Source organism: Kitasatospora sp. NPDC041988, from assembly GCF_055588525.1.
This window is the reverse complement of the sequence record NZ_JBVJCO010000003.1, coordinates 196,854-209,717: the sequence shown is the minus strand read 5'-3', so window position 1 is coordinate 209,717 and position 12,864 is coordinate 196,854. Positions and strand designations below refer to the sequence as shown.

Genomic DNA, 12,864 nt, shown 5'->3' with positions numbered 1-12,864 from the left:
CCACCGGAGGCCCACGTTCAGCGGAGGCGGGCCCACCCGGCCGTGCCGCCCGGACGGGTGCCGCCGCGGGGCCCCGGTCGGGCGAGTCGCGCAGTCCAGCACGGCGCGATACACCTTGAAGTGGGGACCCTCGGGGTTCGGTGAGCCCCGAGCCTGCCCCCGGGAGGTGACGTCCGTGTCGCGAGGCGAGCAAGGTGGCGGCCCCGTCCCGGTGAACGAGGCCGAGCAGGCCCTGCTGAACGCCCTGCTCACCCTGTCACCGGTGGGCCTGCACGTGCTCGACACCGAGTTGCGGGTCGTCCGGATCAACACGGCCACGCCCGCCATGCGGGGCGTCCGCGCGGAGGGCCTCCTCGGGCGCCGCTTCACCGAGGCGTACGACCTGGTCGACCCGGACGAGGCGGAGGCCGTCGCCCGCGGCGTGCTGGAGAGCGGCGTCCCCGTCCTGGACCGCATCATCAGGGTCCGCCCGCAGGAGGACCCGGCCGGCGAGCACCTTCACTCGATCTCGGCCTTCCGCCTGGCGGACCGGCGGGGCCGCGCACTCGGGCTCGCGATCTCGGTGGTCGACGTCACGGACCGCGAGAGGGCACGCTCCGGCATGGCGCTGCTCGACGCCGTCCACCGGAGCGTGGGACGGACCCTGGACACCGTGGTGACCTGCCAGGAGTTGGCGGACGTGCTGGTGCCCGGTTTCGCGGACGTCGCGGTCGTGGAGGTCGTGGACGGGGTGGTGCGCGGTGACGACCCTCCGCTCGCCCCGCTACCCGACGACGTCCCCCTGCGCCGCGTTGCATTCCGGGGCAGCACGGGCGAGCAGCAGCCGCAGGCGCACCCGGTCGGAGACGTCCGCACCATCCCTGCGCCGACCCCGTTCACCCTGTCCCTGGCGGACCTGCAGCCCCGGGTGGTCGCCCTCGGCGCGGACCCGTCCTGGCTGGCGGCCGACCCGGCACGCGCCGAGGCGATCCGCGCCCTCGGCGCCCACACGCTGATCACCGCGCCACTCGCACTGCGCGGCGCCGTGCTCGGCCTGGTCAGCCTCTACCGCACCCCGCCGAGGGCCGCGTTCCGCGAGGACGACATCGCGGTGGTGCGCCAACTCGCCGACCATGCCGCGCTGTGCGTCGACAACGCCCGCCGCTACACCCAGGAGCACACCGTCGCGGCGACGCTCGAACGTCATCTGCTTCCCCGGCGCCCGGTCTCGCACATCGCCCTGGAGACCGCCATCGTCGCCTTGAGCCCTTCGGGTAGCGGCGGGTGGTACGACACCATCGCGCTGCCCAGCGCCCGCACTGCCCTGGTCGTCGGCGAGGTCGCCGGGACGGGCATCAACGCCACCGCCGCCATGGGACAGCTGCGCACGGTCATCCGTTCGCTGGCCGCCTTCGACCTCGGACCCGACGAGCTCATGGCGCGCCTGCACGACACCTCCTGGCTCCTGGCAACCGAACGGGCCTCGCTCCCCCCGGCCGATCCGCTGCACCGCGAGGCACTGGCCGCGACCTGCGTGTATGCCGTCTACGACCCGCTGACCCGCAGCTGTACGGCAGCGCGAGCCGGGGGCTGTCCCGGACCCTTCGTCGCCCGTCCCGACGGGACCGTCGACGTCCCCGACATCCCGGCCGGGCCGCCACTCGGCGGCTCCGACGGCGCTCCCTTCGCCACCGCGACCTTCGAGCTCCCGGAGGGCAGCGTCCTGGTCTTCGCCGGTGTCCCGGACGGCGACGAAGCCCCGGCGGGCATCCCTGCGGCTCTTCGGGGGATGGCCGCCGGCGCCGACCGCTCGCTGCGGGAGGTGTGCGACGACGTCGTCTACCGGCTCCACGCGGGGGACCGGGCGGGCGGTCAGGCGGGCGGGACCATGCTCCTCCTCGCCCGCACCCGCGCCTTCCCCGCCGACCGGGTCGCCGTCTGGCCGCTTGAGACCGCCCCGACGGCCGCCGGCACCGCCCGTGGCCACGTCCGCGCCCAGCTGAAAGCATGGCGGGTGGAGGAGGAGACGGCCTTCAACACCGAACTCATCGTCAGTGAGCTGGTCACCAACGCGGTCCGCTACGGAGACCCGCCGCTGGAACTGCGGCTGATCCACGACCGGATGCTCACCTGCGAGGTCCGCGACCGCAGCCTGGCAGCGCCGCGCCTTCGCCATGCCCGCACGGTCGACGAGGGCGGGCGCGGGCTGTTCATCGTCTCCCAGCTCGCGCAGCTCTGGGGCACGCGCTTCGCAGCTGACGGCAAGACCCTCTGGACCGAGCAACTGCTCCCGACGCCACCGGACTGATCAGACCATATGAGAGCACTGGTCGCGGGCCACCGTTACGCGGACCTGGAGACCGGCCACCGCCTGGAGGACCAGGTCGACGCCGTCGTGGCGTGCGCCCCGGCCTGGTGGGTCGAGCACCGAGCCACCCGCTTGCCCGGGACCGCCTGACGGGCGGGGCGGGCAGCAGGTGCTCACTGTGCACGCGCCCCATGGTGCGCGGGGTGCCGGCATGCGGACTTCGGCGCCGGGGCTGCTCGTGCCGCGCCCCTCGCAGGTCGGCTCAGGTTGAATGCTCAGTCGTCTCGGGACTCAGGCCCGGCCTGGCCCGGCCGGGCCAGGCTGCTCGAAGGCCGGCCGCAGCCCGCTCCCGCAGTCGGCTGAACCAGCGGTCGGTTCCGGCGCGTTGTCTCCTACACAAGCGTGTACTTGTCCGATCCCCGTGCAGGAGTCATCGCGCCACCATGTCTGTCCATGCCCCCAGCCCGCTGCCCCTGACCGGCTTCCACCGTCCTCCCGAGCTCCCGGGTGCCGCTGCCCGCCCACCGGGGGAGAACCCGCCGCTCCTGCGGTCACCCCGCCCTGGGGAGGGGCCGGTGAGGATCTTCGCCGGATTCCGGCGCAGTGAGGCCTACCCGCCGGATCGTGCGAGCGGGCGCATCCGCCAGTGGAGGGTCTGGCGGGATGCGCTCGCCGTGGTGGTGATCGCCGCCGCGCCCGCCGGCCTGCTGGCGTGGCATCCGTGGAGCCCGGACGCCGTCGGCCGGCAGAAGCCGATGGAGTTCACGACGGCCCCCGGCGGCTCCGCCCGATTCGGCACCGGCGAGGAGCTCTACCGCTACAAGATGTGGGTCGAGAACGGATTCGAGGAGGGCCCCGAACGGTTCGCCGCCGAGGTCGATGCCGTCCTCGGCGACGTCCGGCAGGACTGGGGCGCGGACGCCACCCCGACCTTCCTGCCGGTGCCCGCCGGCCCGATGGACTTCACCGTCTACCTGGCGACCCGGTAACCGCCGACCGGAGCTGTGGCCGGTACGGGCTGGACACCGGCGGCCGCCGTCGGGCCCCTTGTCAGTCGCCGGGGGAGGGCGCGCAGTCCCGGCAGACCGGCTGTCCGCCCTCCTCGTGGGCGAAGCGGCTGCGGTGGTGCACCATGAAGCACCGCGAGCACGTGAACTCGTCCCCCTGCACGGGCACCACCTGGACGGTGAGCTCCTCGCCGGAGAGGTCGGCCCCGGGCAGTTCCACGGACTCCGTCTCCTCCGCCACGTCGACGTCGGACGTACCGCGCGAACGCTCGGTGCGCTGCCGCTTGAGCTCCTCGACGCTCTCCACCTCCTCCTCGTCGCTGTTCGTCCGCGGGGCGTCGTAGTCGGTTGCCACTGCTGAACCTTCCGTCAGGTCGGGATCCGGCACGCAGGCGCACCGGATCCGGGGCGTCGCGCGGTCACACTACTGTGCACCGGGCGCGCTGCTCGCGCCTGCGCCCGGAGAGTCCGGACGGCGGGCCGGGCCCTCCGCCGCCGCGCCGTCCCGGCTCGTGCCAACTCGCCGCGCGGCCGCCGCGGGCCCATGGGACGGGTGCCGGTCGGCGGCCTCGGGCACCGCTGTACTGCCCGGTAGTCCACCTGCCGCAAGCGGTCCGGCGGCCGGCTCAGTCGACCAGGAGCACGAGCTTCCCGCGTACGTGGCCTTCCTCGCCGACGCGGTGCGCCTCGGCGATGTCGGTGAGTGGGAAGGTCTGTACGGTGGGGAGTGCGAATCGCCCGGCTTCGATCAGCGGGCCGATCTCGTTGAGCACGTACAGTGCGCGGCCGGTGTCGCCGCGGCTGAATCTGACGCCATGCTCCCGCGCGCCGGTGAAGTCGGCGATCGTCACGACGTTCGCGGGGGCGCCCGCGAGCCCGATGAGTTCGGGCAGTACGCCGCTGCCGGCGACGTCGAGGGCCAGGTCGGGGCCGTCCGGGGCGAGCGCCCGGACCCGCTCGGCCATGCCCTCGCCGTAGGCGACGGGTTCGGCTCCGAGGGAGCGCAGGTACTCATGGTTGGCCGGTCCGGCCGTGCCGATCACCCGTGCCCCGCGCGCCACGGCGAGTTGGACCGCGGCGCTGCCGATGCTGCCGGAGGCACCGTTGATCAGAAGCGTGGAGCCGGCCCCTACGCCGAGCTGGTCGAGTGCGCGCGCGGCCGTCTCCAGTGCGGAGGGCAGTGCCGCGGCGGCGGCGAAGTCGAGCGAGGGCGGGATGGGCGCGTAGTAGTCCAGCACCGCGGATTCAGCCTGGGCCGCGCCCGCGCCGGAGAGGCCGAAGACGCGGTCGCCGACGGCAACGCTCGACACGCCTTCGCCGAGTTCGTCGACGACGCCCGACGCCTCGTGGCCCAGGGTCTGCGGAAGCTCCTGGTCCTGGTCCATCAGGCCCTGGCGTTTCTTCCAGTCGCTGACGTTGACGCCGGCCGCGCGCACCGCGATCCGGACTTGGCCCGGCCCGGGATGCGGGGCGGGGAGATCTGCGACTTCCAGGACATCGGGGCTTCCGAACCTGCTGAACTGAGCCGCCTTCACCATTCGCTCCGATCTCGACCCGGGGGCTTGGGTGCCGCGCGCTCGACACCGCGGGTGTTCCACCCTCGCAGGCAGTGTAGATCGCCGACGTCAGCCCGCCGGCCCGGATCTCGGGACCCGGAGGCGCGCTTCGTAGGACGTCCCGGGGGTGGGTGCGGGTGGGCCGTGGTTCGCCGGCACGGCGGTGAGGGCAGTCCGGCCGACGACGGTCCGTGGACGATCGTCAGATGCCCGGGACGGCGTCCTTTGCAATCGTGTGCCAGTTGGTGACGATCGGCTTGTCGACCGGCGTGTTGCCGACGGGGATGCCGGCCGGATTCGGGTCGGCCTTGCCGATGGCCACGATGACGTCGGTGAACTCGACCGCCTGGTTGCCCTTGGTGGTCTTCGCCATGACGCCCGCGTACGCGACCTTGCTGCCGCTCAGGGTGATCGGATCGCCGGTGGCCTGTTCGGCGTTGGTGGCCTCGATGCCGCCCGAGCCGAACGCGATGGTGGGGTGCGCCCCGGGGAGCGTGCAGGTGATGCCCGGCTTGGCCTTGGCCGTGATCAGGATGTAGCCGCCGGCCTGGGATTCGGTCTTCGCGCTGAGGGCCAGGTCGTTGGCGCCGCAGGTCTGGCCGAAGCCGCTCTTGTCGGCGGGGGACGAGGGGGCGGAGGTCGCGGAGGACTTGGGCGCAGTGGTGGCCTTCGTCGGTGCGGCTCCGGTGGGTGCGGTCGCGGTGGGTGCGGCGGCCGGGGCGGAACTGCCGGCAGCGGTGGAGCCCGTGTCCCCGTTGTCCGGCCCGCAGGCCGTCGCGGTGGCGGCGAGCGCCGCGACGGCGGCGGCGGCGAGGGCGATGCGGCGCGTGCGCATGAGGGTCTCCTGCTGGCGTTCGGCCGGTGCGGGTTCACCGGTGTGATCACGGTAAGTGGGGGTCGTTCGCGGGCCGGTTCGGGAAGTGTCCCGATCCTGTTGCAGAAGCCGGCGGTGGTGGGGCGGATGATGGTCCGAGCAGGTCAGAGCGCGGGTGAGTGCGTAAGGGGGATGCGGCAGTGATCACAGCGGAGCAGGGGGTCGACTGCGCCGTCCACCCGGTCGGGACATGGGGCTCCGTCGGGGCCGCTTCCGGGACCACGGCGACCGTCAGGTTGTCGGCCCTGTCCGAGCAGTGGCGCCTTGGCCGGCAGCTACCGGAGCGGGCCGACTATCTGGCAACGCTCGACCTGGCCGACGGCGTGTGGCATCTCGCCGCCGCCGAGTGACAGGGGTGCTCTGCGGGCCTCGCCAGTGATAGCAGGTGACGATGCGAAGCCTTGGACAAGCAGGCTCAGCTCGCTCGACCACGGACTCCCGCCAGTGCCGACCGCGGGGGGGGGGGGGGGGGGGGGGGGGGGGGGGGGGGGGGGGGGGGGGGGAGCGGGAGGGGGTTTGGAGGAGGGGCGGAAAACTCCCCCGTAACCGACACCACCCCCCCCCCCCCCCCGCCCCCCCCGCCCCCCCCCCCACCCCCCCCCCCCCCCCCCCCCCCCCCCCCCCTCCCCCCCCCCCTCCCCCCCCCCCCCCCCCCCCCCTCCCCCCCCCCGCGGGTGTGCAGCGGCGGTTGGACGGGCTACACGGTGGTGAGGCTGATGCGTTCGAAGCTGGGCTGCGGGGCGGCCACCGCGCCCTCCGCTGCGGGTGCACCCGCAGCGGCACCGGCCACCGGCTGGGGGATGGACGGCACGATGGAGACGGTGACCGACCCGTCCGGCAGCAGACCCTGTTCCCGCAGCCGGTGGACCTGCTCGCTGACGTCGAAGCTCACGTCGTGGCCGCCGTGGTCGTGATGGAGGCCATCGAGGTCCGCCGCACCGAAGAAGGAGATCCAGCCGACGAAGTAGGGCCCGTCCGGGTCGAGTTCGCCCCCGGGGCCGTTGAGGAAGACGTGGAAGGGCGTTCCGGGCGGCACATTCGTGCGCACACCGTGGACGGTGAGGATCAGGCCGGCTTCCGGCACGGCGCCGGCGACCGCGGCCCGCATGGCTCGGCCGGCGTCGCCGGCCGGCTCCAGGCTCACCTCGGTCGGCCCCTGGACGCTGAGCAGCTGCCGGGGGTTGGCCACGGCGGCGGCCAGTACGCGCTCGCCCGCTCGGGTGACCGGGGCCGGTGGCACGACGGTGCGCCGGGTCCCCGTCCCGTCGGTCAGCGAGTCGTACCCGTAGTCGAGTGGATCGATGCCCAGGAATTCCTTGGTGGCGGGCCGCTGAATCTGCCCGTTCTCGTCGAAGAAGATGAACTGCTCGTCCAGCCAGGACGTGTGGTTCGGGTTGACGTTGTCCCGGCTCAGCCAGCTCGACCAGAGCCGGTCGAGGTTGCTGTGGTGCAGCCAGAAGATCGGATCACGGGGGGAGCCGGTCACCATGCCCATCCAACCGCCGACAGCACCGTGGACCTGGTTGTGCGGAACGTTCTCCAGCTCACCGAAGCCGCCACGGTGGAAGTGGTCCAGGGTGGTGTAGGTGATCTCGCTGCCGAAGCTCGGCTGGTGAGTCGTCTGATGGCTGCGTGTGGCCGAGAAGACCGGCTGGCTCATGGCGGTGAAGGGATTGACGTCCGTGTAGCGGATGACCTCGAAGGCCGAGTTCTTTCCCGCGCCGCGATGGGGGGTGTTCCAGAAATCCGAGTCGGGCACCGGCGCGTCCGGAAGGAAGAGCGGGTTGTCGAGCGTCAGGTCGTCGCCGTCCGGGCTGGACGGCATCTTCGGGCTGCGGAAGGCCTCCGGCAGGGCGCGCGAGGTGAAGTCGGTGACCGGGTTCCCGTCGGGCACGTCCAGCGCGTAGTCCCAGTACGGCAGGGCCCAGGTGGTGGAGGGGTCGGGGGTGATGTTCTCCTCGGCAGCGATCTCCTTGATGGCTGCGCGGACGATCCGCTCGAAGTAGTGGAGGTAGCCCCGGTGCCACGGCAGGAAGAACCAGCCACCGTGCGGACACTGGTCGAAGGCCTCGTTCGTCTCCGAGACGGTGGGCGGCCGGCCGTGGATGCATCCTTGGAAGACCCAGCTGGTCGGGTCCGTGGCCGGCCGCTGCTGCATCCTTCCCACGGCCCGGGCATACCAGTACAGCACCGGATCCCAGGTATCCATCTTGCTAGCGTCCTGCCGCACAAACGCGACACCGTTCGCCATGTTGCTCCTAGTTCTGGGCGGGGACGCCCGAGTGGGGCGCCCCAGATCCTTACCGGCGTCGACAGTCCGACCCATCATGTTTCGGCTACAAACCTTCATGGGGGTGAACCTGCTTCGCCATCCAGACGAGTGGTGGGGGTGAAGTCGGGAATCACCCGTTCGACAGGGGTGACCCCTCGTGTGCGGCGTACACGCACGGACGGCGCCGTCCCTGTCGCGAGGGCGGGGCGGTCGCGCCACCCTGGAGGGGCGTGCTCGATGCGCGTCACCTTGTTCAGGAGAGGCAAAATGAACGTCGTAGAGCTGACCGGGACGTACACGTATCGGAGTTTTCTCGACCGGCCGGAGCCCGTCGACGACTTCAACAAGCTTCGGTTCGCGCAGTTGGAGCTGAGGCTCGTCGCAGAACCGGACGGCGCGGTCAGCGGTGAGCTGGTCTTCTCGGAGGAACCCGGGGCCGAACCCATCGCGATGGACATGACCGGAAGGGCGTCGTGCTCGTCCCGCGTCGCGTTCACCTTGACCGGAAGGGGCCGACCGGACAGCCCCATCTCGGACTTCCACTACGAGTACGACGGCATCGTCCTGCCCCACTGGGAGACCGGGATCGGCCAGCGGATGACCCTCGCCGGGACGGTGCTGCGCGCGGAGGACCACGGGAGCGGTTCCAGCCTGGCCAAGGCCGGACAGACAGCCAGCTTCCTGGCGGTGAGGCGCGACGGCGCCTGACCCCCCCGGCCGGTCGTCGGGCCGAGGCCTTCTCGACGGTCAGCTCATGCCGACCAGCATGTAGAACATGCCGATGGCCATCACCGTCCGCCGCGCGGCGACCGGCCCGGGTGAGGTCAGGACGACCGGTTCACGGGCACTGACCAGCCGGACGCCGACGGCCGGGCGCGGCAGCAGTGAACCGACCCCGCAGACGGCGTAGCCCAAGAAGTACGCGGCCAGTGCGAGCAGCGTCCATTCCGGCACCGCCGCGTGGGTGCCCGCGTGGCCGGCACCGCCACCGGCGTGGTGGTGCACCGGCGCCATGAAGAGCATCAGGGCGGCCATCGCGCCCGCGCTGAGTGCGTGGTGGGGGTAGTGGTGCCAGGCGCCGGCCAAGGCCGAGCTGGAGTGGCGTCCCACCCGTTCCGCCAGGAGGAGTGCCGGCCAGGCCGCAGAGGCGGCGAGCAGGGCCGCCCACAAGACGTTCGGCAGGGGGTCGAACGCCGGTGCCATCATCGCGACCATGGCGAGCGCCATCACGATCTCGGTCGCTTCCAGTCGGCGGTCCGGGCAGCGACGCCCCGCGATGACGAGCACGCAGTGGACCGCGCACCAGCCGGTCAGGGTGATCAGGAGGGCGGTGGCGATCACGGGTTCTTGCACGGGAACCCCCGTTCCATGGCCGTACTCCGGCCCGGTGAGGAGCCGCCGGCAGTGGAGCCGCCCGCGCACTGCGGGGCAGTCGGCCGCGGGCTGCCGGCTCTCCTTCCACCACGGTAGGCCGGGGCGCTGTCCGACGCTCGCGGAGACCGGACGGGTACGGAGGCGGCTCCGGTCACCGTCCGGTTCCGCACTCGACTCGGTCCGCTCCTGCAGCCGATGATCAACCCCGGCCGACCGCAACGCCGTGTCCGAATCCCGCCGGACATCGCGCGCGACGACCCACAGAGTGGACGCAGAACGGTACGGGAGACGGACAGTTGAGAAAGGGGCGCGCCACGATGACCGCCTACACCACGATCGACACCCCGGTGGGGGAGCTGCTGCTGGTCGGCGAGCCCTCCGCCACCGCCACCGGCGGCACCGCGCTCGCCTCGGTGTCCATGTCGGGGCAGAGGAACGCCGCCGTCGTCCAGGACGACTGGACCCACCGGCCGGAGGCGTTCGCCGAGATCACCCGGCAGATCCGGGTGTACTTCGCCGGCGGGCGGAGCACGTTCGAGCTGGAGTGCGCCACTCGCGGCACCGACTTCCAGCGGCAGGTCTGGGCGGCGCTGGAGACCGTCCCGTACGGCACGACCACCACCTACGGCCGCCTCGCCGAACGGGCCGGCATCCCGCGTTCGGCGGTGCGCGCGATCGGGGCGGCGATCGGCGCCAACCCGCTGCTGCTGGTCCGCCCGTGCCACCGGGTGATCGGCGCGGACGGCTCGCTGACCGGATACGCGGGCGGCCTCGACCGCAAGCAGCAGCTCCTCGCCCACGAGGGCGCGAGCACCGTACGCAGCGGGCGCCGCCACACCCTCGGCCTCGTCTTCCACGACGCGGTCTGACCCGCCGTGGCCACGACCGACGCGCCCTCGCCCGCGGGGCCGGCGTTCGCGCTGCTCGGCCACGACGGCCGCAGCTACCGCAGCGCCACTCCCGGCACACTCGGCGGCCACCGCCGGGCCCGCCTGTACGGACGGCTCGACTGCCCGTCCGCGCTGCGCGCCCTCGCGGCCGGCGGGTACGTGCGCCACCGGGTGTTCTTCGCCGACGAGCCGGCGGCCGTCGCGGCCGGCTACCGCCCGTGCGCGGCCTGCCTGCCCGCCAAGTACGCGGCCTGGAAGGCCCGGAGGAAGGAGGAAGCATGAGCACCGCGCACAGCCGCTCGCCCCTCGCCCCGCGTGCGGGCGGTCACCTGCCGCCGCCCGGGCCGCACACCGGGGCCGAACTCTCCGCACTCCTCGGCCTGCTGGCGGCATCCCGGCCACGGATCGGCACGGTCGTGATCGGCCACGGCCGCGACGCCGCCTCGGTGACCGCCGCGAACGCCCTCGCAGGCGGGTGGCGCGGGGCCGGCAGAACCGTCCTCGCCGTCGTGGACTGGCCCGAGGACGCCGCCTCCTGGCTGCGGCCGGCGCGCCGCTTCACCGCCGCCACCCCGGATGCCTGGGTCGTCGCCGCCGGGCCGCAGGGCTGGGCCCAGATGGGCCGGCGGCTGCGCCACAGCACCGACTGGGAACCGGCCCGGACCTTCGGCTTCTCCTCCACCGGCACCATCACCGCCGTCGAACTGGCCGGTGCCGCAACCCTCTTGGGCATGCGGGGAGCCGCCGCCGACGGCGGCACCTGGCGCATCGGCGGCGAACTCATCGCCTACTACCCGCCGGAGCCGGCCGGGATGTGACCGCCGGATGGCACCCCGAGAGCGGTCCGGAGCGCAGGATCGTGACGGCCAGGCCAATTGGCGGTCTCTCAGTTCGGTGCGGCGACCGTCTCCGTCGTAGCCGTAGCCGTAGCCGTAGCCGTAGCCGGGGTCGGAGCCGTAGTCGGGGCGGGCGTGGGCCGGGTGCGGCGGGCCAGGGTGAGCAGGGCTGCACCGGCCGCCACTCCGGCGAGCAGGACGGCGGCGCCGACCGTGGCCGCGTGGCCGACGGCATCGGTGAACGCCCTTGCCACGTCCTGCGGTTGGGGGTGGCCAAGGCTGCCGAGCCGGTCCTCGAAGCGGGTGGTCATCAGGGTGCCGAGGATGCTGGTGCCGAGGACCGCGCCGACCTGGCGGGCGGCGTTGACCGTCCCGGCCGCCACGCCCTCCTTTCCGCGCGGCACCTGACCGACGGCCAGCGCGGTGGACGGCGCGTTGGCCAGGCCGCAGCCGAAGCCGAAGACCACCAGCGCCGGGGCGTAGCCGCCGAAGGCGTCGGCCGGTCCGACGCCGGCGAACAGTGCGGCGCCGGCCGCCGCCAACAGCAGCCCGGTGAAGATCGGCGCTGCGGCCCCGACCCGCCGCCCGAGCACCCCGGACAGTATCGAGGCGGCGATGAACGCGCCGAATTCGGCGAGGAGTTGGACGCCCACCTGGAGCGCGGTCAGCCCGCGCACCTGCTGCAGCCAGAGCACCTGGAGCAGCGAGAGGCCGACGAAGCCGAACAGCACCGTGGCGGCCAGCAGCAGGGCGGCGCTGTACGAGGGGTTGCGCATCAGCCGCAGGTCGAGCAGCGGGTGGTCACGGCGCAGTTCGACCACGGCGAAGGCGGCGAGCAGGACGACCGCGGCGACGGCGGCGGCCAGCGGCACGCCCGCGAGGTAGCTGTGGTGGCCGCCGTCGATCAGCCAGTAGATCAGCAGGGCCAGCCCGGCGGTGGCGAGGAACTGCCCCGGCCAGTCCAGCCGGCCGCCCTCGACCCGGGACTCCGGCACACCCCACAGGGCGGCGGCCGCGGCGACCGCGGCGACGACCGGGCCGAGCCAGAAGGCGGTGTGCCAGGTCGACCAGCGCAGCGCCAGCCCGCCGGCGATCGGCCCGAGCGCGAGGCCGAGGCCGGAGGCGGCCGCCCAGGCGGAGATGGCCCCGGCCCGGCGGCGCGGGTCCGGGAAGGCGTGGGTGACCAGGGCGAGCGAGCTGGGGGTGATCAGCGCGCCGCCGAGGCCGGCGACCGCCTGCCCGGCGAGTACGGCGGCGAGGCTGTCGGCGGACACCAGGAGCAGGCCGCCGGCGGCCATCGCCGCTGCTCCCAGCAGGAAGATCCGCCGCCGCCCCCAGCGGTCGGCGAAGGCGCCCGCGCCGAGCACCACGGATGCCACCACCAGGGTGTACATGCTCGGGATCCAGACCAGCTCGGCGGCGTCCAGGCCAAGGTCGGCGCGGACGGCTCCGAGGGTGCCGATGGTCTGGGTGGTCTGCACGAAGACGGTGAACAGGCCGAGGCAGGCGGCCAGCAGGACGGTCCCGCTGCGGTCAGTGCGCGGCATCGGGCACCTCCTGGACGCGGGTCGCGGCGGGGCGGGGGAGAGTCACGAGGGGCTCCGGGGCGATGGAAGGTCAGTGGGTTTGAAATCGCGACTCACTCTAGCGTTAGTCCATTTGATTATCCAACCTTGCCGGTCGGTGCCGATGGAACGGCGGGGGGGGGGGGGGGGGGGGGGGGGGGGGGGGGGGGGGGGGGGGGGGGGGGGGGGGGGGGGGGGGGGGA

Annotated in this window: 14 protein-coding genes; 8 read left to right on the top strand and 6 right to left on the bottom strand. The window is 73.3% G+C overall.

What is annotated here, in order from left to right:
- The first annotated feature begins 175 nt into the window (after nt 1–175).
- The 3 genes from ACZ6NC_RS05655 to ACZ6NC_RS05645 all read left to right on the top strand — a co-directional run bounded on the left by ACZ6NC_RS05655 (nt 176) and on the right by ACZ6NC_RS05645 (nt 3,276).
- On the top strand, nt 176–2,287 hold the full coding sequence (locus ACZ6NC_RS05655) for a SpoIIE family protein phosphatase (protein ID WP_465729321.1): 2,112 nt from the start codon (nt 176–178) through the stop codon (nt 2,285–2,287).
- A gap of 9 nt (nt 2,288–2,296) precedes the next feature.
- Nucleotides 2,297–2,437 (top strand): hypothetical protein, encoded by a 141-nt coding sequence (locus ACZ6NC_RS05650; RefSeq protein ID WP_465729319.1) that lies wholly within the window; start codon nt 2,297–2,299, stop codon nt 2,435–2,437.
- A 425-nt stretch (nt 2,438–2,862) separates the two neighbouring features.
- A complete protein-coding gene (locus ACZ6NC_RS05645) occupies nt 2,863–3,276 on the top strand; it encodes a zinc metalloprotease (protein WP_465729317.1) in 414 nt (137 codons plus the stop codon).
- A 61-nt stretch (nt 3,277–3,337) separates the two neighbouring features.
- Here the strand turns inward: ACZ6NC_RS05645 and ACZ6NC_RS05640 are convergent, their stop codons facing one another.
- The 3 genes from ACZ6NC_RS05640 to ACZ6NC_RS05630 form a co-directional block, all read right to left on the bottom strand.
- The gene (locus ACZ6NC_RS05640; RefSeq protein ID WP_465729315.1) at nt 3,338–3,649 is read right to left on the bottom strand and encodes a DUF4193 domain-containing protein; all 312 of its coding nucleotides are present in this window, start codon (nt 3,647–3,649) and stop codon (nt 3,338–3,340) included.
- A 271-nt stretch (nt 3,650–3,920) separates the two neighbouring features.
- Nucleotides 3,921–4,829: an NADP-dependent oxidoreductase gene (locus ACZ6NC_RS05635; RefSeq protein ID WP_465729405.1), complete on the bottom strand. Its 909-nt coding sequence runs from the start codon at nt 4,827–4,829 to the stop codon at nt 3,921–3,923.
- A gap of 223 nt (nt 4,830–5,052) precedes the next feature.
- Nucleotides 5,053–5,685 (bottom strand): DUF4232 domain-containing protein, encoded by a 633-nt coding sequence (locus tag ACZ6NC_RS05630; RefSeq protein WP_465729313.1) that lies wholly within the window; start codon nt 5,683–5,685, stop codon nt 5,053–5,055.
- Between the two features lie 179 nt (nt 5,686–5,864).
- Here ACZ6NC_RS05630 and ACZ6NC_RS05625 point away from each other — a divergent pair, with 179 nt between their 5' ends.
- Nucleotides 5,865–6,074, top strand: a complete 210-nt coding sequence (locus tag ACZ6NC_RS05625) for a hypothetical protein (protein WP_465729311.1) — start codon at nt 5,865–5,867, stop codon at nt 6,072–6,074.
- A gap of 347 nt (nt 6,075–6,421) precedes the next feature.
- Here ACZ6NC_RS05625 and ACZ6NC_RS05620 read toward each other — a convergent pair whose 3' ends face one another.
- On the bottom strand, nt 6,422–7,933 hold the full coding sequence (locus tag ACZ6NC_RS05620) for a tyrosinase family protein (RefSeq protein ID WP_465729309.1): 1,512 nt from the start codon (nt 7,931–7,933) through the stop codon (nt 6,422–6,424).
- Between the two features lie 330 nt (nt 7,934–8,263).
- Here ACZ6NC_RS05620 and ACZ6NC_RS05615 point away from each other — a divergent pair, with 330 nt between their 5' ends.
- Nucleotides 8,264–8,704, top strand: a complete 441-nt coding sequence (locus ACZ6NC_RS05615) for a hypothetical protein (protein ID WP_465729307.1) — start codon at nt 8,264–8,266, stop codon at nt 8,702–8,704.
- A gap of 39 nt (nt 8,705–8,743) precedes the next feature.
- On the opposite strand, the gene ACZ6NC_RS05610 is transcribed toward ACZ6NC_RS05615, so the two are convergent.
- A complete protein-coding gene (locus tag ACZ6NC_RS05610) occupies nt 8,744–9,349 on the bottom strand; it encodes a DUF5134 domain-containing protein (RefSeq protein ID WP_465729305.1) in 606 nt (201 codons plus the stop codon).
- Nucleotides 9,350–9,687: 338 nt separating this feature from the next.
- Between ACZ6NC_RS05610 and ACZ6NC_RS05605 the strand changes: the two genes are divergently transcribed.
- Genes ACZ6NC_RS05605 through ACZ6NC_RS05595 form a run of 3 tightly spaced genes read left to right on the top strand, consistent with a single transcriptional unit; the run spans nt 9,688 to nt 11,078 of the window.
- Nucleotides 9,688–10,239 carry a methylated-DNA--[protein]-cysteine S-methyltransferase gene (locus ACZ6NC_RS05605; RefSeq protein WP_465729303.1) on the top strand — a complete coding sequence of 184 codons (552 nt, stop codon included), beginning with the start codon at nt 9,688–9,690 and terminating at the stop codon, nt 10,237–10,239.
- Nucleotides 10,240–10,245: 6 nt separating this feature from the next.
- A complete protein-coding gene (locus ACZ6NC_RS05600) occupies nt 10,246–10,542 on the top strand; it encodes an Ada metal-binding domain-containing protein (protein ID WP_465729301.1) in 297 nt (98 codons plus the stop codon).
- Nucleotides 10,539–11,078, top strand: a complete 540-nt coding sequence (locus ACZ6NC_RS05595) for a hypothetical protein (RefSeq protein WP_465729299.1) — start codon at nt 10,539–10,541, stop codon at nt 11,076–11,078. Before ACZ6NC_RS05600 ends, ACZ6NC_RS05595 begins: the two co-directional genes overlap by 4 nt.
- Nucleotides 11,079–11,146: 68 nt before the next feature.
- Here ACZ6NC_RS05595 and ACZ6NC_RS05590 read toward each other — a convergent pair whose 3' ends face one another.
- Nucleotides 11,147–12,643: an MFS transporter gene (locus ACZ6NC_RS05590; protein ID WP_465729297.1), complete on the bottom strand. Its 1,497-nt coding sequence runs from the start codon at nt 12,641–12,643 to the stop codon at nt 11,147–11,149.
- Nucleotides 12,644–12,864 lie beyond the last annotated feature (221 nt).

Coding starts and splice junctions, on each gene's coding strand:
- ACZ6NC_RS05650 (WP_465729319.1), top strand. CDS start 2,297: ATGAGAGCACTGGTCGCGGGCCACCGTTACGCGGACCTGGAGACCGGC.
- ACZ6NC_RS05630 (WP_465729313.1), bottom strand. CDS start 5,685: ATGCGCACGCGCCGCATCGCCCTCGCCGCCGCCGCCGTCGCGGCGCTC.
- ACZ6NC_RS05620 (WP_465729309.1), bottom strand. CDS start 7,933: ATGGATACCTGGGATCCGGTGCTGTACTGGTATGCCCGGGCCGTGGGA.
- ACZ6NC_RS05615 (WP_465729307.1), top strand. CDS start 8,264: ATGAACGTCGTAGAGCTGACCGGGACGTACACGTATCGGAGTTTTCTC.
- ACZ6NC_RS05605 (WP_465729303.1), top strand. CDS start 9,688: ATGACCGCCTACACCACGATCGACACCCCGGTGGGGGAGCTGCTGCTG.
- ACZ6NC_RS05595 (WP_465729299.1), top strand. CDS start 10,539: ATGAGCACCGCGCACAGCCGCTCGCCCCTCGCCCCGCGTGCGGGCGGT.
- ACZ6NC_RS05590 (WP_465729297.1), bottom strand. CDS start 12,643: ATGCCGCGCACTGACCGCAGCGGGACCGTCCTGCTGGCCGCCTGCCTC.